The sequence below is a fragment of the Stenotrophomonas sp. YJH_SMC_6 genome, from assembly GCF_059371335.1.
Genome location: NZ_JCAFUM010000005.1, coordinates 77,391 through 94,562 on the forward strand (window position 1 = coordinate 77,391; position 17,172 = coordinate 94,562).

Annotated in this window: 14 protein-coding genes; 9 read left to right on the forward strand and 5 right to left on the reverse strand. The window is 63.1% G+C overall.

Annotated elements, in window-relative coordinates:
- The first annotated feature begins 75 nt into the window (after positions 1 to 75).
- The 8 genes from AC5P9N_RS06870 (at position 76) to AC5P9N_RS06905 (ending at position 7,483) form a co-directional block, all read left to right on the forward strand.
- Positions 76 to 1,500, forward strand: coding sequence for a UbiA family prenyltransferase (locus AC5P9N_RS06870; RefSeq protein ID WP_012479071.1), 1,425 nt, complete (start codon positions 76 to 78; stop codon positions 1,498 to 1,500).
- A 2-nt stretch (positions 1,501 to 1,502) separates the two neighbouring features.
- The gene (locus tag AC5P9N_RS06875; protein WP_024957348.1) at positions 1,503 to 2,807 is read left to right on the forward strand and encodes an FAD-binding oxidoreductase; all 1,305 of its coding nucleotides are present in this window, start codon (positions 1,503 to 1,505) and stop codon (positions 2,805 to 2,807) included.
- Between the two features lie 2 nt (positions 2,808 to 2,809).
- Positions 2,810 to 3,541 (forward strand): SDR family oxidoreductase, encoded by a 732-nt coding sequence (locus AC5P9N_RS06880; protein WP_012479069.1) that lies wholly within the window; start codon positions 2,810 to 2,812, stop codon positions 3,539 to 3,541.
- A gap of 37 nt (positions 3,542 to 3,578) precedes the next feature.
- Positions 3,579 to 4,250, forward strand: a complete 672-nt coding sequence (locus tag AC5P9N_RS06885; RefSeq protein WP_012479068.1) for a class I SAM-dependent methyltransferase — start codon at positions 3,579 to 3,581, stop codon at positions 4,248 to 4,250.
- 28 nt (positions 4,251 to 4,278) lie between these two features.
- Positions 4,279 to 5,223, forward strand: a complete 945-nt coding sequence (locus AC5P9N_RS06890; protein ID WP_012479067.1) for an NAD-dependent epimerase/dehydratase family protein — start codon at positions 4,279 to 4,281, stop codon at positions 5,221 to 5,223.
- Positions 5,224 to 5,252: 29 nt separating this feature from the next.
- The gene (locus AC5P9N_RS06895) at positions 5,253 to 6,560 is read left to right on the forward strand and encodes an NAD(P)/FAD-dependent oxidoreductase (protein WP_012479066.1); all 1,308 of its coding nucleotides are present in this window, start codon (positions 5,253 to 5,255) and stop codon (positions 6,558 to 6,560) included.
- The gene (locus tag AC5P9N_RS06900; RefSeq protein WP_012479065.1) at positions 6,557 to 6,964 is read left to right on the forward strand and encodes a GtrA family protein; all 408 of its coding nucleotides are present in this window, start codon (positions 6,557 to 6,559) and stop codon (positions 6,962 to 6,964) included. Before AC5P9N_RS06895 ends, AC5P9N_RS06900 begins: the two co-directional genes overlap by 4 nt.
- Before the next feature lie 114 nt (positions 6,965 to 7,078).
- Complete coding sequence (locus tag AC5P9N_RS06905) at positions 7,079 to 7,483, forward strand: GtrA family protein (protein ID WP_012479064.1); 405 nt, start codon at positions 7,079 to 7,081, stop codon at positions 7,481 to 7,483.
- 39 nt (positions 7,484 to 7,522) lie between these two features.
- Here the strand turns inward: AC5P9N_RS06905 and AC5P9N_RS06910 are convergent, their stop codons facing one another.
- Positions 7,523 to 9,472, reverse strand: coding sequence for a hypothetical protein (locus AC5P9N_RS06910; protein ID WP_012479063.1), 1,950 nt, complete (start codon positions 9,470 to 9,472; stop codon positions 7,523 to 7,525).
- A gap of 403 nt (positions 9,473 to 9,875) precedes the next feature.
- Here AC5P9N_RS06910 and AC5P9N_RS06915 point away from each other — a divergent pair, with 403 nt between their 5' ends.
- The gene (locus AC5P9N_RS06915) at positions 9,876 to 10,448 is read left to right on the forward strand and encodes an SGNH/GDSL hydrolase family protein (RefSeq protein WP_157804444.1); all 573 of its coding nucleotides are present in this window, start codon (positions 9,876 to 9,878) and stop codon (positions 10,446 to 10,448) included.
- 29 nt (positions 10,449 to 10,477) lie between these two features.
- On the opposite strand, the gene AC5P9N_RS06920 is transcribed toward AC5P9N_RS06915, so the two are convergent.
- From AC5P9N_RS06920 to AC5P9N_RS06935, 4 genes are all read right to left on the reverse strand, one after another.
- Entirely contained in the window at positions 10,478 to 12,826 is a 2,349-nt protein-coding gene (locus AC5P9N_RS06920; protein WP_012479061.1) for a hypothetical protein, read from the reverse strand.
- A 163-nt stretch (positions 12,827 to 12,989) separates the two neighbouring features.
- A complete protein-coding gene (locus tag AC5P9N_RS06925) occupies positions 12,990 to 14,690 on the reverse strand; it encodes a rhamnan synthesis F family protein (protein ID WP_060380266.1) in 1,701 nt (566 codons plus the stop codon).
- Positions 14,687 to 16,099, reverse strand: coding sequence for a glycosyltransferase WbsX family protein (locus tag AC5P9N_RS06930; protein ID WP_495223821.1), 1,413 nt, complete (start codon positions 16,097 to 16,099; stop codon positions 14,687 to 14,689). The genes AC5P9N_RS06925 and AC5P9N_RS06930 overlap by 4 nt, the downstream gene beginning before the upstream one ends.
- 45 nt (positions 16,100 to 16,144) lie before the next feature.
- Positions 16,145 to 17,167: a class I SAM-dependent methyltransferase gene (locus AC5P9N_RS06935; protein WP_012479058.1), complete on the reverse strand. Its 1,023-nt coding sequence runs from the start codon at positions 17,165 to 17,167 to the stop codon at positions 16,145 to 16,147.
- Positions 17,168 to 17,172: the final 5 nt, after the last annotated feature.

A 17,172-nucleotide genomic window follows, 5' to 3' on the forward strand; every position in this document is an offset into this window, starting at 1 on the left:
CCCGCTATAATCGCCGATCTGACGAGAACTGAAGCTTGCCGCCATGCATACCCCTGGATTCGCTGAAGCGGAAACATGCAGAACGTGACCACATCCCGCGCCCTCTGCGTCGACCTCGACGGCACCCTGCTCCGCTCGGACATCCTGTACGAATCGTTGTTGGCGCTGCTCGCCCACAACCCGCTTTACCTGTTTCTGATCCCGTTCTGGCTGCTGCGCGGCAAGGCCTACGTGAAGCGCCAGCTGGCCTCGCGGGTGCAGCTGCCGGCGGAGACGCTGCCCTACGACGAGCGCGTGCTGGAGATCCTGCGCACCACCACGCAGCGTCCCCGCGTGCTGTGCACCGCCTCGGACCGGCTGCTGGTGCAACCCATCGCCGATCACCTGGGGCTGTTCGAGGAGGTCATGGCCAGTGACGGCCATACCAACCTGTCCGGCAGCAACAAGGGCCACGCGCTGGCCGAACGCTTCGGCGAGCGCGGCTTCGACTACATGGGCAACGGCCAGGTCGACCTGAAGGTGTGGGCGCATGCCAGTGGCGCGATCGTGGTCAACAACGGTGCGGGGCTCGTCCGCGCGGCGTCCAGGCAGAGCGAGGTGCTGGCCCATCTGCCCGCGCAGAATGGCAACCTGCTGACCTGGATCAAGGCCCTGCGTGTCTACCAGTGGCTGAAGAACCTGCTGGTGCTGGTGCCGCTGCTGACCGCACACCGCTTCCTGGATCCGGCCGCCATCGCCGATGCCGGCGTTGCCTTCCTGGCCTTTGGTCTGTGCGCATCCGGCGTCTACCTGCTCAACGACCTGCTGGACCTCACCCCGGATCGCATGCATCCGCGCAAGCGCAGGCGTCCGTTCGCGGCAGGCACGCTGCCGTTGCTGCATGGCCTGCTGGTCGCGCCGTTGATCACCCTGGCCGGCTTTGCGCTGGCCTTCGTGTGCAGTGCCGAGTTCGCGCTGGTACTGCTCTGCTACTACGTGATGACCCTGAGCTATTCACTGAAGCTCAAGCGCATCGTGATGATTGACGTGGTGATGCTGGCCGCGCTGTACACCGTGCGCATCATCGGTGGCGCAGTTGCGATCGGCTCGGAGCTCTCGTTCTGGCTGCTGGCCTTCTCGATGTTCGTGTTCCTCAGCCTGGCCATGCTCAAGCGCTACACGGAACTGGCATCGGCCCTGGCCAATGGCAAGGAGATGGCCATCGGCCGTGGCTACTCGGTGGCCGACCTGCCGCTGGTGCAGTCGCTCGGCGCGGCTGCGGGTTACATCGGCGTTCTGGTGTTCGCGCTTTACATCAACAGCCCGGAGAGCCTGGAGCTGTACAGCAATCCCAAGCTGCTGTGGCTGCTGTGCCCGATCCTGCTGTACTGGATCAGCCGCATGTGGATCGTCTCCCACCGCGGCGACATGCATGACGACCCGATCGTGTTCGCTGCCCTGGACCGCGGCAGCCAGATCGTCATCGCGCTGTGCGTACTGATCGTCCTGATCGCGATATGACCCTGGTCAGCGGCTCATCCTGGGGGCGTTACCCGCGCGTACAACAACGCGTCGTCCCTGTGCTCGATCGTGAGGATGGCCTGCCGCTGCCTGACCATGGCAGCGTGCTGCCGCACGGCAATGGCCGCAGCTACGGCGACAGTTGCCTGAACCCGGATGGGACCCTGCTGGCCAGCCGGGCGCTGGACCGCTTCATCGCCTTCGACCCGGCAACCGGCATCGTCCGCTGCGAAGCCGGGGCAACCTTGGCCAACATCATCGACATCGCCCTGCCCAGCGGCTGGTTCCTGCCGGTTACCCCCGGCACGCGCTATGCCACAGTGGGCGGGGCCATTGGCAACGATGTGCATGGCAAGAACCATCATCGTGCGGGCACGTTCGGCCATCATATCCGTCGGCTGCAGCTACTGCGCAGTGACGGCACGCGACTGGAACTGGCACCTGGCGATGCCAGCGGACTGTTCGAAGCGACCGTAGGCGGTCTCGGTCTGACAGGCTTCATCACCTGGGCCGAACTGCAGCTGCGACGCGTCCCCGGCCCCTGGATCGAGACCGAATCGATCCGCTTCGACAACCTCGATGAGTTCTTCAGCCTGTCGCGGGAGTCCGCCAGCGGCTTCGAGTACACCGTGGCCTGGATCGACTGCCTTGCCAGTGGCAAGCATCTGGGCCGCGGGCATTTCCTGCGCGGCGACCATGCGCCGGGCAATGCACAGGCCGCTGCCCCCAGCTCGGCGCCACGCCGCAGCATGCCGGTGGTACCGCCCGTATCACTGGTCAACCGCCTGACTCTGCGCCCGTTCAATACGCTGTATTACTGGCGCCAGCCGGCACGCCGCGCGCGCCACGTCTCGCACTACCAGAGCTATTTCTATCCGCTGGACGGCATCAACCACTGGAACCGCATGTACGGCCCGCGCGGCTTCCTGCAGCACCAGTGCGTGCTGCCGCCGGCCATCGCGCACGATGCCACCGCGGCGCTGCTGGGCGAAATCGCCCGCAGCGGTCGCGGCTCGTTCCTGGCGGTGCTGAAGGAGTTCGGCGACCGGCCCTCACCGGGCATGCTCTCCTTCCCGCGCCCGGGTACCACCCTGGCGCTGGATTTCCCCAACGACGGCGCCGACCTGTTGAAGATGCTCGACCGCCTGGACCGCATCGTCAGCGAGGCCGGCGGCGCTGTCTATCCGGCCAAGGATGCGCGCATGTCCGGCGCGCTGTTCCGGCAGGCCTACCCGGCCTGGGAGGCCTTCTCCCGCCACATCGACCCCCGATTCTCGTCCGGCTTCTGGCGCCGGGTGATGGAGTAAGCATGCAGAAGATCCTGATCATCGGCGCCACCTCGGCGATTGCAGAAGCCGTCGCCCGCCTGTATGCCGCCCGCGCGGCTGCAATCTATCTGGTCGGTCGCAATGCCGGTCGATTGGACACCATTGCCGCAGACCTGCAGGTGCGCGGTGCGCAGCGCGCTGAGTACGGCGTGCTCGACATCAACGATGTAGGCGCGCACAGTGCGCTGCTCGATGCGGCCTGGAACGCGCTGGGCGGTGTCGACACCGTGCTCATCGCGCATGGCACCCTGCCCGACCAGTCTGCCTGCGATGCCTCGGTGAACCTGTCGCTGCGCGAGTTCGCCACCAACGGCACCTCCACCATCGCCCTGTCCGCTGCACTGGCGCAGCGCCTTCAGCCGAGTGCCACCCTGGCGGTCATTTCCTCGGTGGCCGGCGATCGTGGACGCGCCAGCAACTACCTGTACGGTAGTGCCAAGGCAGCGGTGACCGCCTACCTCAGCGGCCTTGGCCAGCGCCTGCGCCCTGCCGGCGTCAACGTGCTGGTGATCAAGCCGGGCTTCGTCGATACACCGATGACCGCAGCCTTCAAGAAGGGCGCCCTGTGGGCGACCCCGGAGAAGGTCGCTGTGGGCATTATGAAGGCCATCGGCAAGCGCAAGGCCGTGGCCTACCTGCCGGGGTTCTGGTGGGCGATCATGATGATCATCAAGAACATTCCTGAATTCGTTTTCCGCAGAATCAAGCTCTGACTCAAACGTCGACCCAGCAAGAGAGAGGATCTCACGCATGCCCGATATCGATCGCGACCTAGACGTTCTCTATCAGCACCGCTTCCCAAAGGAAGAGCTCGCCAACAAGAATCGGATCTGGCAGGTACTGTGTGGCCAGTACTTCAGTCGTTTCGTGGATCCATCCGATACAGTGGTCGACATCGGCGCAGGCTACTGCGAATTCATCAACAACATTCCGGCGGCGGGCAAGATCGCGGTCGACCTCAATCCCGATGTCCGCCAGTTCGCCGCTGATGGCGTGCGCATCATCAACGAGAGCTGCACGGCGGTGGCTTCGATACCCGATGCCAGCGTCGATGCCGTGTTCATGAGCAACTTCCTGGAACACCTTCCGACCAAGGATCTCGTCCTGCAGACCTTGCGCGAGAGCGCGCGCATGCTCAAACCCGGTGGCCGTGCGATCATTCTGCAGCCGAACATCCGCTTCCTGTACGACGAATACTGGGACTATTTCGATCATCACACCGCGCTGAGCGACCGGAGCCTGGTCGAGGGTGTGCTGATGGCCGGTCTCGAGCCCCGGGTTGTGATCCCGAAGTTCCTGCCCTACACCACCAAAAGCCGCCTGCCACAGGCGCCCTGGCTGGTCTCGCTGTACCTGAAGATTCCGCTCGCCTGGCACATCCTGGGCAAGCAAGCTCTGGTCGTGGCCTACAAGCCACGCTGAATCCCTTTCCAAACATTCGAATTCGTCCATGGTAGACAAGAACGACAAGATCGTCCTGACCGGCGCCGCGGGCCTGGTGGGGCAGAACCTCATCGTCGAGATGAAGCAGCAGGGCTATACCCGTTTGGTGGCGATCGACAAGCACGCCCATAACCTGGAGATCCTGCGCAGCCTGCATCCCGACGTAGAGACGATCCTGGCCGACCTTGCGGAGCCCGGCGACTGGGCGCGCGCCTTCGAAGGCGCGCGACTTGTGGTGCAGCTGCATGCACAGATCACCGGCAAGACCACCGAACTGTTCGTACGCAACAACCTGACAGCAACCGGGCACGTATTGGCCGCCTGCAAGGCTGCCGGCGTGCCCTACATGGTGCACATCAGCTCTTCGGTGGTGAATTCCGTCGCCAAGGACGACTACACCAATACCAAGCGTGAGCAGGAAGAGATGGTAGTGGCCAGCGGCCAGCGCCACTGCGTGCTTCGCCCCACCCTGATGTTCGGCTGGTTCGACCCCAAGCACCTGGGCTGGCTGTCGCGCTTCATGGCGCGTACGCCGGTCTTCCCGATTCCCGGCGACGGCAGGTTCATGCGCCAGCCACTGTACGAACGCGATTTCTGCCGCTGCATCGCCAAGTGCATCGAGACCGAACCGGACGGCCAAGTATTCGATATTGTCGGAGATACCCGCGTGGACTACGTGGACATCATCCGCACCATCAAGCGGGTCAAGAAGCTGCACACGGTGATCGTGCACATCCCGATCGGATTCTTCGGTTTCCTGCTGAAGGTATACAGCCTGTTCAGCAGCAAGCCGCCCTTTACCGCCGATCAGCTCAAGGCGCTCAGTGCCGGTGACGACTTCAAGGGTGTCGATACCGAGGCGGTGTTCGGGGTGAAGCAGACCCCGTTCGAAGCCGCCATCCGCGAAAGCTACACCGACCCGCGCTACAGCCATATCGTGCTGCAGCGCTGATCCGACAGAACAGACGAAGAGTTCCTCACATGCCCAATTTCGCCATCATCGGTAGCGGCCCCATGGGTCTCATGGCAGCACTGGAGCTGCTCAAGCAGGGCCACCAGGTCGACATCTACGAACGCGACGACCGCATCGGCGGCATGTCCGCGGATTTCGACTTCGACGGCTTGCGCATCGAGCGCTACTACCACTTCATCTGCAAGACCGACTACCCGCTGTTCAAGCTGCTCGACGAGATGCAGCTGTCCGACCGCCTGCACTGGACGGACACGAAGATGGGCTACTACTACCAGGGCAAGCTGCACAAGTGGGGCACCCCGTTCGCGCTGCTCGGCTTCCCGCATCTGGGCCTGGTTGACAAGGTCCGCTACGCCCTGCATGTGATGCACACCAAGGGAATCCAGGACTGGACCGCGCTGGACAAGGAAAACGCCCGCGACTGGATCACCCGCTGGATCGGCCCCAAGGCCTACAAGGTGATGTGGGAGAAGGCGTTCGCCCTGAAGTTCTTCGAATACCAGAACGACCTGTCGGCATCGTGGATCGGCACCCGCATCAAGCGCGTGGCGCTGTCGCGCCGCAACCTGTTCAATGAAAGCATGGGCTACCTGGAGGGTGGCTCGGCGGTACTGCTGGAAAAGATGGCCGTAGAGGTACAGCGCCGGGGAGGCCGCATCCTGCTGTCGCAGCCAATCGAGGAAGTGACGGCGGTCGATGGCAAGGTCACCGGCATCCGCACCGCCAGCGCGCAACAAGCGTACGACACGGTTGTCTCGACCGCCCCCATCCAGTACGTGCCGAAGATGGTGCCGGCACTGCCGAAGGTCTTCGCCGAGCAGGTCGATGCCATCGAGAACATCCCGGTGGCCTGCGTGATCCTGAAGCTGTCGCAGCCGGTCAGCGAGAACTTCTGGATGAACATCAGTGATGACCGCATCACCATCCCGGGCCTGATCGAGTACAGCAACCTCAATCCGGGCAAGGGTCCGGGCGAGCACATCGTGTACGCGCCGTACTACATGCCCAAGACCCACCCGAAGTGGCAGTGGAGCAACCAGCAGCTGATCGACGAGGTGATCAGCTACCTGCCGATGATCAATCCGGCGTTCAAGCCAGAATGGATCAAGGCGACGCACTGCCACCGCTACGAGTACGCGCAGACGATCTGCCCGCCGGGCTTCCAGGACATGCTGCCGCCGATGAAGACGCCGCTGCAGGGCTTCTTCATGGCGGACACCGCCTACTACTACCCGGAAGATCGCTCGATCAACGAGAGCATTGCGGTGGGGCAGACGCTGGCGGCACTGGCCTTGCAGGGAACAGTCGCAACGTGAGCACAGTTCCCGTAGCACGGCAGTTCGTGCTGTTCCTCATTGCCGGTGGCCTCGCGGCGGGGGTGAACATCGGTTCACGCCTGCTGCTGGGTCACTGGCTCGCGTACATACCTTCCATCCTGGTTGCCTATTGCCTCGGCATGGCAACCGCATTCGTACTGGGCAAGCAGTTCGTGTTTGAAAAGGCGCAGAACCCATTGCACCAGCAGGCCCTGTGGTTCATGGCCGTCAACGCCGCCGCTGTTGTCCAGACGCTCCTCATCAGCGTGTCACTGTCCCACTGGCTGCTGCCCGCCATGGGCATGCACTTCCACAACGACACACTGGCACACGTAGTCGGCGTACTGGCCCCCGTCGTGACCAGCTACTTCGGCCACAAGCACCTATCCTTCCGGGCCGCGTGAAGCGTGCATCCTGTCACCGGACGCCGTTCGTGACGAACGCTCACCTGCGCGGTCCTCAAGAACTCGTGCGCATCAAGGATAAAGGTACATGATGGGCAACAATGAAGTGACCCAATGAACGTACCACTGCCCTCAAGCCAGTTCATCAGGTTCCTGCTGGTAGGCGGGCTGGCAGCCGCCGTCAACGTCGGCTCCCGGATCCTGCTCAGCCACTGGCTGCCGTATGTAACCGCCATCCTGCTCGCTTTCTGCTTGGGCCTGGTCACCGCCTTCGCGCTGAACAAGGTGTTCGTGTTCAACCAGGCCAGCAACCGCCTGCACCATCAGGTGCTCTGGTTCATTGCCGTCAACATCGCTGCTGTCGGGCAGACCCTCCTCATCAGCCTGCTGGTGGCACGCTGGCTGCTGCCGCTTCTGAACGTGGATTTTCATAACGAAACCATCGCCCACGCATTGGGCGTCATCGTACCGGTGATCACCAGCTACATCGGCCACAAGCGACTATCGTTCCGAGCCTGAGTGATTCCAGCCATCACGGCAACGGAAGGCCCGCGCAGATCAGTGGGCGGGCTCCTGCGCAGCAGCCAGTACACGGTCTGTCCCGGCGGCCTCAGGAATAGGCAAACGTGCAAAGGTCACCGGGAAGCTTGAATTCCAGAACCGCCGGGTACCGCTGTCGCCATAGACGGTAAAGGCAACAACCCGATGCCCACGCAGCAGTTCCTCGCGGCTACCGGAAGAGAGCGCAACGAAATCCCTGGCGTCGGCCACCGTGGGTGACAGAAGGAAGCCCGTCCGGGTCGACCCAGCGATCAGCCGATAGTCGGCGGTGAGGCCATTCTCGAAGCGGACCTTGATCGACAACTTGGGGAGCTTGTAGAGCGTCGATGCGATGCGACCAGCCGGGGTCGGTCGAATATCCATCGAGACCCAGACCGGCTCCCTCCAGTCCGGTACGGCGACTTCCTGGTCCACCCGCGCAACGGTGAGCTGAGCGTCCTGAGGCTGCAACGCCATCGGCGGCCGACCGGACCGCTGAAGCACCGCATATCCCCCTTCCAGAGCCACCGGGGTATAGCTGCCCAGCAACGGGAGCCAGCTCGCGCCGTCGTCCATGGCTGGATAGCGATGATCGATTGGATCCACCTTGAAGTAGATGCGCGAAGGCGGATCCTTGAGCAGATGATCGGCATTGGCCGTCGCAAGGGCCGGCGTGTAAACGGAGTAGCTCTGCAGGATCGGACGTGGCACCCAGGTCGATCCAGCCGCGATCAGCGGAGCGAGTTCGGTGGGATAGACATCGGCCGTCCCCGTGTACCCTGCGAACGGGGCGCGCGAGCCGATCGCCGCGGAAATCGCCTTGAACTGGTTGCCGAGTGCCTCCGGCTCGATCATCCGCGTCACCAGTCCGGCTGCGGGCCGCTGGATTGACTGGGCGAACTGCGCTGACAGTGACTTCGGCGTTACGGGAGCATAGGGATCGGTAATCGCCCACCACCCGGCCAGGCCAATGACCAGGGCCAGCATGCCGGCGCGGCCGGCATTGTGGATGCACAGGAATGCGCCAACCATCGTCAGCGCCACCGCCGCGGTGAGCGCATGCAGGTCATGCCGTACGAAGCCGGATTTGAAGGTAACGAACAGATAGGCCGCAACCAGCAACGTTACATGCCAATAGCGACGCCCGCCGCTGCACAGTGACAGGCCAACGAGCACAACGGCCGCCAACAGGAAGTAAAGGATGTCCTTGCCCCTGCCAACCACCGACATACCATCGGTGTAGCCGGAAATGATCGGGGCCTGAGCGATGAAGTAGCGCGGGAGATCCGGCAGCGCCTGGCCTGAGGCCATCCATGCCATCGGCATCACGATCAGTTGGACGGCGAGGGCCAGCATTACCGTCCGGCGATCCAATCGCCAGCCCAGCAGGATCGTCGCCGCGCTCGCCAGCGCGACCATCACGCCGAAGTTGCCTTTCACCAGCGGCAATATTGCCATCGCCGCCGCAATCAGGCAGACGACAGCGGAATACGCACGCCCGCGCTCGATACCGCGCATGACAACGCATGGAAGCAGAACAGGAAGGAACAGGAAGGCAACGTCGCGGCTTACGCCCAGCCCGAGTACCAGCGGCAACAGCAGCAACCATGCGCGCCAGCGAGGGGGCGCAACGGCGAACATGCCTGCAAACAGGGCTGCCGCGATGAGTAGGGAGCCGCCCAGCATCAGCAGGTCCGTGGCCGGGTGATAGAGCGTGGTATAGACAGATGCCAACGGTCCAAAGGTGAAGACGATCTGCGTGCCAAAACGCAGTTGCTCGGCAACGGCGTGGTTCATCGCATACATCCACGATCCATCGAGACTCTCGAATGGCATCGCCGGTGCGAACGGCGTAACCATCAGGATCACCAGAAAGGAGCTCAACAAAGCGACGCAGGCCGCCCACACAGGCGTCATGGCCGCCCCCGCACCGTCCGCACCGTTGACTGATCTGATCGCCTGTTTCATCGCTTGCCTTGAGATTCTTGCGCTGAAAGGCCGTGCCGCTATCTCGCTGGTGCGACAAGCCGCAGCGGCCCCATTTATCCCTACAGATTGTATCCGCAAACCCCTCGCGTCCCGTCGCCTTCGGGTCGCGGACGGATTCCGCGCAGGGCCATCGGCGAGCGCTGGCTACCTTGTCGTCCGCGGCGCGCTATATTGGGCGAAAACGGCCCACACTGCGCGCATGAAACAACATACCGCCCTACTTCTCCTGGTCCTGGCGGCCCCCGGCTGCCAACCCACGCCAGTCCCTTCGGAGCCCTCGCCGCAGACCGTGGCAAACGCACCTGCACCTGCCCCCACTGGGCAAGCCTGCCTGGCTGCAGTGGTACGGGATCTGCAGGTCGCATGGCCCAATAACCATACTGTGGACATCGTTGCCTTTGGCCACAGCGTTCCTGCCGGATTCGGCGTGACGCCCGCCGTGCACAAACGCGATGCCTACCCGCGGCAACTGGAAGATGCACTCGCTGATGCCTATCCGCATGCGGTATTGAATGTGATCACTTCCGCTGTCGGAGGCGAGAACTCCCAGCAGGGCCGCGACCGTTTCCAGCGCGGGGTGCTGGACCTGCACCCCCGCGTCGTTTTGATTGACTATGGCCTGAATGACCGTGCTCTTCCCTTGCAGCAGTCGGCACGCAATCTCGCCTGGTTTGTTATGTCATCGCGCGCGGCGGGAGCGTGTCCGGTCCTGCTGACGCCAACCTGGGACCAACAGGCCGAGAACGGCCAGGCTCGTGCCGCTCTCCGGGCCCAGGCCAGCATGATCCGGAAGCTGGGAGAGTTGACCGACACCCCTGTCGCCGACAGCCTTGCCGCGTTCGAAGCCTATCCTGGTGACCGCAAACGGCTGATGGCGCAGTTCAATCACCCCAACCGCGAAGGCCACGCGGTCGTTCTCACGCAACTGCTGCCGCTGTTCCAAACCGCACAGTAAGCGCTGTCAGCTGCGATGGAACTGCCCGCTCAGGGCAGTTCCGCAACCCTCGCCCGGCGGATGGCCAGCACTGCGGCGCAGACCTTCAGTTGCTCACCATCCTTCTGCAGCACGCGGATCTGCACGTCCTCAGGCAGCTGGCGGGTGTCCACGAACGCTTCAAAACCGGTGTAATGGAGTGCCGGTTGCTTGAAGTAGGCAGCCACATCGGGGCGGGGCACCCGGTTCGCCGGCAACATCCAGGTGCGGCCATCGGTGGCCGACGCAAGCAGGAAAGCGCCGTCGTTGGGCCTTCCCCGCGCGCCATCGAGCGCCGACCAACCGCGCACTTTCACCAGGCCTGCCGGCAGATCCAGCGTGCCGCCCTCCGCCTGCAGCTGGTTCACGGTATCGATGTGGCAATCACCAGCAGCCACGTAGGACTCCACCGCATCGCCGTGCTTCCAGATACCCGCCAAGGCCGCGTCGGCCTCCGGGGCGGTGGGAACATCCAGACGGGCAAAGCTCACCCTGACCGCCGACTTCCACATCAGGCGTGTGCCGCTGGCCCCGCGAATGCCCATGGCGACGACCTTGCGGTTGCCGAGCAGGTCATCGCGGTGGCTGGACGTCAGCGCGACAAAATCATTCACATCCGTGATCGTAGGCGAAAGCAGGAAGCCGCTCTTGGCCAGACCGGCAATGAAACGATATGACGCGGTTTCGCCGTTGTCGTAGCGCACCTGCAGCGTCAACTCCGGAGCCTTGTAGAGAATCGAGAACAGCCTGCCCAGGAGCGTCGGCTGGACGTCGATCGATGCCCACACCGGCCCCTGGTTCTCAGGCACCGCAACGTCCTCGCCCATGCGGACCTCGGTCGAGGTCACCGGCCGTGGTTGCAGGGTTTCCGCCACGGCATCGCGGCGCGAGAGCAACGCGTAGCCCGCATCGATGCGCTGCGCCCGGAACCCTCCAAGCAGGGTGAGCCAACTGGCGCCATCCTCCATGCTGGGGTAGCGCTGATCGATGGGATTGATGTTGAAGAAGATCCTGGTCGGCGGGCTGCTGCGCAGATGCTCAGCATTGGCATCGAGTAGCGGGGGCGAGAATGCCGCATAGCTCTGCGGAACCGGGCGTGGCTTCCAGCTTGCGCCAGAAGCGAGCAGCGGTGACAGGTCCCATGGATAGAGATCAGCATCGCCCGACAGGCCCTTGAATGGCGGCCTGTCCCCGAGGAGCACCAAGCGACGCGGATACTCCTTCGCCAGTGCTGCCGGCTCTGTAGCGCGCCTCCATGCGGCTTCGACCGAAAGCTCGAACTTCGAACCAACCCGTGCCAGTGACGCCACAGGATCCAACGGAAGGAAGGCGAAGGCGAGGAGCCCATAGCCCAGCGCGCCCACTGCCATGGCGGCGATGCCCGGCCACCTACCAGAGCCCGGCACCAGATACAGCAGTGCGCCCATCAGGAGCAGCGCCGACGAAGCAATCAGGGCGTGTGGCGGGTCATGTCTGACGAAGCTGGCCTTGAAGATCACAAAGAGATACAGCGCGACCAGGACCGGCAGATACCAACGACGACGGACGCCTCCGAACGTCGAAAGGGCAACCAGCATCACACTGGCTAACAGGTAGATCACGATGTTCAGGGGGCGCCCATCTACCGACACCGACATGCCATCGGTATAACCCGAGATGAGCGGCATCTGCGCCAGGAAGTAGACCGGCAGGTCGAGCAATGACTGACCTGCGGTGAGCCAGGCTGCGATCAGCACGCCAACTTCGACGACAAACAGTGTGATCGCCAGCCTCGGCGACTCCCGCCAGCACAACAGCACCGCCACCAGACTGGCCAGCGCCGCCGGAACGCTCAGGCTGCCCTTGATCAACGGCAGAATCGCAATCGCGATGGCCAGTAGAATGATTGCAGCCCAGTTGGGCTTGCCGGTCTCCTGCCCGCGCGCCACCGTGATCGGAAGCAGTAGCGGCAGCAGCATGAACACGGCGTCGCGCCAACCATCCCAATCAGGCAGCCAGGTCAATGCCACCAGGAATGGAAACAATGGGAGCAGCACGCGCCTGTGCGGCGACGTGACCGCAAACAGCCCTGCGAACACGGCAACAGACAGCAACATCGCGCCACCGATCATCAAGTGATCGGTCGCCGGGTGGTACACCTCGGTGTAGATCGAAGCCAATGGACCAAAGGTAAAGATGATGTCCTTGCCGAAGCGCAGGTGCTCGGCTGTGGCGACGTTCATCGCGTAGGCCCAGGAACCGTCGACACCGGCGATGGGCATCTCCACTGCGAAGGGCGTCAGCACCAGGATCGTCAGGATGCACGCCAGACCCGACGCCAGCCAGCCCAGCCGGGTCATCGCTACTTTACCGTTGTTCATGAGTCACATCTGGGAGCCATCAGTCTGGACGCTGCATAGTACAGGCACGATGGTTCGGAGTGATGATCAGAGCCGGGGCCGCACGTGCAGCCCGTGCACAGCACGCCGGGACCGATGCGCTCAAGCCGCCGCAGGCCGTCCATCTCCCAGACCGGAAGCAAGCTCAGGCCGGAAGGACAGAAATGCCCTGATTGGCGTAGTTCTCATGGCGCAACGCAGCGTCTGGAGTCCGCGTGGTCGCCGCGAAGTAGCCCGCCTGCTCCACCCACAGTACGAAAAGCCGCTCGATCACGTGGGCCAGGGTGGCATCGAGCTGCCCTGCTTCCGGGTCGAACTCACTCAAGGCCAGCGCCCGCTCCCGCAGCGCATACAGCGCCGCCGGGCGGAACCAGAACATCGTTCCGGCAAAGAACCCCAGCCGGATGCGGGCATCGTCGATCCCGGTTTCCGCAGCAAGGCGGCGCAGCCGTTCCTCATTGCCTCCCCAGAAACGGGCATTGCTGACATAGGCATGCTCCGGGCCCACGATGCCGCAGCTGGAATCGTGCCTGAAGGCGCGCAGGATCTTCAGCACGGTGTGTGAAGAGCCCAGCAGGGACTTCATCAGCTCGTCCCTCCACTGGCCACCGCCATCGTGGTACACGCTCTTCTTGGAGTGGATCTTGCAGACCGCGTCATAGCGGTCGAGCAGGCCGGTATTGAGCAGGCTGACGAAGGGACCGACGTCGCGCCCGATGTTCGGATGCACGAAGACGAAGGCACGCACCTTCCGCTCTTCGAAAAAGCGCACAGCCACCCGACGATCAGCAACCGATTTCACCGACACGAACAGATCATGATCAACGATCATGTTCTTCATGTAGCCTTGGATCGATTCGATCAGGTCCAGATGATAGAGATGAAGCACGATGGCGAACCGCGACTTCAGCTTGTCAGCAGGAATGGCGCCGACACCATAGCGCTGCAGTTCTTCCTGTGAAATTCCGTCACTGGACTGGGCGAGCAGCGGCATCGCGTTGACACGCGTGGCCCGCATCCTGGCGACTTCCTCCTCGACCCGGCCCAGGCGCACCGGGTCGGCGATCAGGCTGGACAGGCCAACGTCCTGTACGCCATTGGGATCATCGCGCAGCACTTCGGTCTTGATGAAACCAAACTGGCGGTAGATGTCATCCCACAGGTAGTGGACCAGATTGGCCTGCTGGATCTCGAATGCCCCCGGTGCAGCAATGCTGTCCGGAGCCGCATCGCGCTCGCGCTTGCGCTTCAGGCGCGCAGCCAGCTTCTGCATCCCATCCGCGCCAGGCTGGAACGCCGACGCAATGCGTACCCCGTGATGCAACAGCCACTGCGTCAAGCCGATCTCATAGGAAAGAATGATTTCCCACTTGTCATCCAGCACCCGCACATCGCGCCAGAACTGGTGGAAGTACTGGCTGAAGAAAACGTCCTTGCGGAACACCATGAAATACGACTGCAGGTGGCGGCTGACCTGCTGCGACTCGGTCATCGACCAGGCACCGCATTCCACACCCTGCATCTTCGTGAAGGCACGGTCCAGGCCCTCCGGATCAATCACCAGCACGCTGTCATTGGCGATGATCAGCTCGTCGTAGGCATACAACGCCTCCACGGCCAGCACACCGGTCCGGAACGAGTAGAAGTCGTATCCAACGTTCTCTCGGACGATGACCGTGATGCGCTCATCCAGGCCCACCGCCTGGTCAGACGCCAGGCGGGTGGACACCAGCACGATGCGCTCTGCGTGCCGCAACAGGCCTTCGAGCAGCCGACGCGTGAAGTCAGTCAACCGGCCTTCGGCGTCGAAGTGGGCAACAACCGCAACGCGACGGACGGAACTCATGCGTGCCACGCGTGATAGACGCGCACCGCAAAGGAACGCAGGCGGGGGAAGGGCCTCAGGCAACGGCCAATGAACGCACGCAGGCCCGGCCTGGGCACCGAAGAGATTCCCTGGGGATTGGTCCTGCGTACTTCGGCGGACAGCAGGACCACATCGTTGACCAGACGCTCGCGATCATCCAGGAGCGCTTTCATGCGCTCGCCGCCGAGTGCGCGCAGCAACGCCTCATCCTTCATCAGCATCTCATCACTGCCAGCACCGTTCAGCGCGGCATGGGTCGCTTCCAAGTAAGCCAGGCCGTGCTTCAGGTCCGGCTCCAGGTGGCAGCCCTCGCCCCATTCATTCCAGGCGTTGATGAACAGGATCTGGTCTTCCGGTGCATTGTTGACCCGGGTGTACTCGACCAGGCGGCGCAGCCAGTACTGGTAGATCGACGGCGAGGCGTCAACCAGCGTGTGCGAGGTGTGCTGGCGCCGCGCGGTGTTGTCCCAGGACGGCACGATGCCGCGGTACCAGCGGAAGTCGGGCTTGGGCCGGCTGATGGACTGGGCGACCACCTTGCGATAATCAACGAGGCCACCACGGAACTCGGGATTGGTGATGTCGATCGGTCGCGTCAGACGATTCTCCGCGCCGATGAAGGTATGCGGCGGGAACTCCGCGGCAGCGTCATAACCCCAATCGCGCGGATCCACAATGCCGTAGAACTGCACCGCCACGAGATGGATCTCGCCCACACCATTCTCGCGGGCCACCTGGCGCCAGCGCGCGACGGTTTCCTTCGCGTCCGGGAACAGGTCGGCACGGTAGACCAGCAGCATGGGCTTGCCATCGACCTTGATCGCACGGCGATCCTTCAACAGCGGCAGGATGTCCTCAAGGAACCGGCGATCCTCATCGGCGCCGTGCTTCTGCTCGAGCAGCACATCCTTCTCGAGCCCGTCCCAGGTGCGGGTCCAGTTTTCATTGGCCCAGCACACGCAGAACGGGAACTCGATGTCGCTCTTCAGGTAGTTGTCCAGCGGCAACTCGAGGATGCGACGTCCATCGAACCAATAGTAGTAGAAGCAGAACCCGTGAATTCCATAGAGCGAGGCCAGCTCGGCCTGCGCCCGCATGTTGTCGATCAGGCGCAGGTCATAGAAACCGAGCTCGCGCGGGATGTGGGGCTGGTAGTGGCCGGCGAAGTTCGGCTTTCCCTTGGCAACGTTGGTCCACTCGGTGAAGCCAGGCCCCCACCACTCCGAATTCTCCGCGACGGGGTGGTATTGCGGCAGATAGAAGCAGATTGGCTTGACGGTAGACATGTTCATCCCTAGGAGGTGGTTCAACCCAATCTGCTGATGGGTCGTGAAGAAATCGGTTGCTTGGAATGCCGGCCCTCTGCTGTTCCCTGTGGGACCAGGCACCCCGTATTTTTCAACCTAACATCCCGCTCGTTGGCAGGGCGTGGATTAGCGACGCCACCAGGGCTGCAGCAGCCTGTCGAGCGATCGTGCCTGCGAATCCAGCTGCGGTCCCAGTGCCGCCTGTACCTCTTCGACCATCCTGGCACGCTCCTCGGCGACGATGCGACGCAGGTCTTCTGCGGTCACAGCGCTCTGTTCGGCGCGTTCCCGCTGCTGCTGCACCTGCTGCTCCGCCTGCCGAACCAGCTCCCGGCCATCACGCACGTCCTGCTCCAGTTGCAGGCAACGCTGCTGCAGCTCGTGGCCCAGCGTTCCGAGGCGGTTGACCTCGTTGCGTGCATCCATCAATCCTGCATTGACACGCTCCACCTCTTCGGCACGCTTGATGTTGCTGCCCAGTGTGTCGAACAGGCGATTGATCGGAGCAAAGTCGCCTGCGGCCGCGCGCGCTGCCAAGTCCGCCAACGCGGGAACACGCTGCTTGCCGACCAGCAGTACCCCCAGACCATGGGTATGGGTGAACTCGAATGCCGGGTACTGCTGGCTGATCTCGCTCCAATACTGCCAGACGCCAAAACCACGCTCGCGAACGCAGGTATCGTGGAAGATCACCACCGCCCGATCGGAGAGCTTGGGCAGCCACGTTTCAAAGTCCTCACGGACCGCTTCGTAGGTGTGCAGGCCATCGATGTGCAGCAGATCGATCGAGCCGTCGGCAAAATACGGCAGGGCTTCATTGAACCGCATCCGCAGCATCTCGGAGATGCCGGCATAGTTGCGCTGCTGGTACTCGCGCAACGCATTGTAGATCTCGTCGCCATAGTAACCGGCGTGCTCGTCCCCTTCCCAGGTATCGACCGCGAAGACCCGTGCAGTCAGCCCCTGCTCCTGCACCGCCTGGCAGAGCGCGAGGAAGGAGGAACCGCGATGGGTGCCCAGCTCGACGATCGACTGCGGCTGCAGCTGCTCGACCAGCCACGAGGCAAAGGGAATGTGACCCAGCCACGCGCTCAGCGACAGTTCGCGCGGGGAGATCAGCATGCTGTTCGACAGCGGAAAATCGTTCATGGGAC

Bases quoted from the DNA above. Each gene is read 5' to 3' on its own strand.
- AC5P9N_RS06925 (WP_060380266.1), bottom strand. From the start codon at position 14,690: ATGAGTTCCGTCCGTCGCGTTGCGGTTGTTGCCCACTTCGACGCCGAA.
- AC5P9N_RS06905 (WP_012479064.1), top strand. From the start codon at position 7,079: ATGAACGTACCACTGCCCTCAAGCCAGTTCATCAGGTTCCTGCTGGTA.
- AC5P9N_RS06880 (WP_012479069.1), top strand. From the start codon at position 2,810: ATGCAGAAGATCCTGATCATCGGCGCCACCTCGGCGATTGCAGAAGCC.
- AC5P9N_RS06885 (WP_012479068.1), top strand. From the start codon at position 3,579: ATGCCCGATATCGATCGCGACCTAGACGTTCTCTATCAGCACCGCTTC.
- AC5P9N_RS06890 (WP_012479067.1), top strand. From the start codon at position 4,279: ATGGTAGACAAGAACGACAAGATCGTCCTGACCGGCGCCGCGGGCCTG.
- AC5P9N_RS06870 (WP_012479071.1), top strand. From the start codon at position 76: ATGCAGAACGTGACCACATCCCGCGCCCTCTGCGTCGACCTCGACGGC.
- AC5P9N_RS06910 (WP_012479063.1), bottom strand. From the start codon at position 9,472: ATGAAACAGGCGATCAGATCAGTCAACGGTGCGGACGGTGCGGGGGCG.
- AC5P9N_RS06935 (WP_012479058.1), bottom strand. From the start codon at position 17,167: ATGAACGATTTTCCGCTGTCGAACAGCATGCTGATCTCCCCGCGCGAA.
- AC5P9N_RS06895 (WP_012479066.1), top strand. From the start codon at position 5,253: ATGCCCAATTTCGCCATCATCGGTAGCGGCCCCATGGGTCTCATGGCA.
- AC5P9N_RS06920 (WP_012479061.1), bottom strand. From the start codon at position 12,826: ATGAACAACGGTAAAGTAGCGATGACCCGGCTGGGCTGGCTGGCGTCG.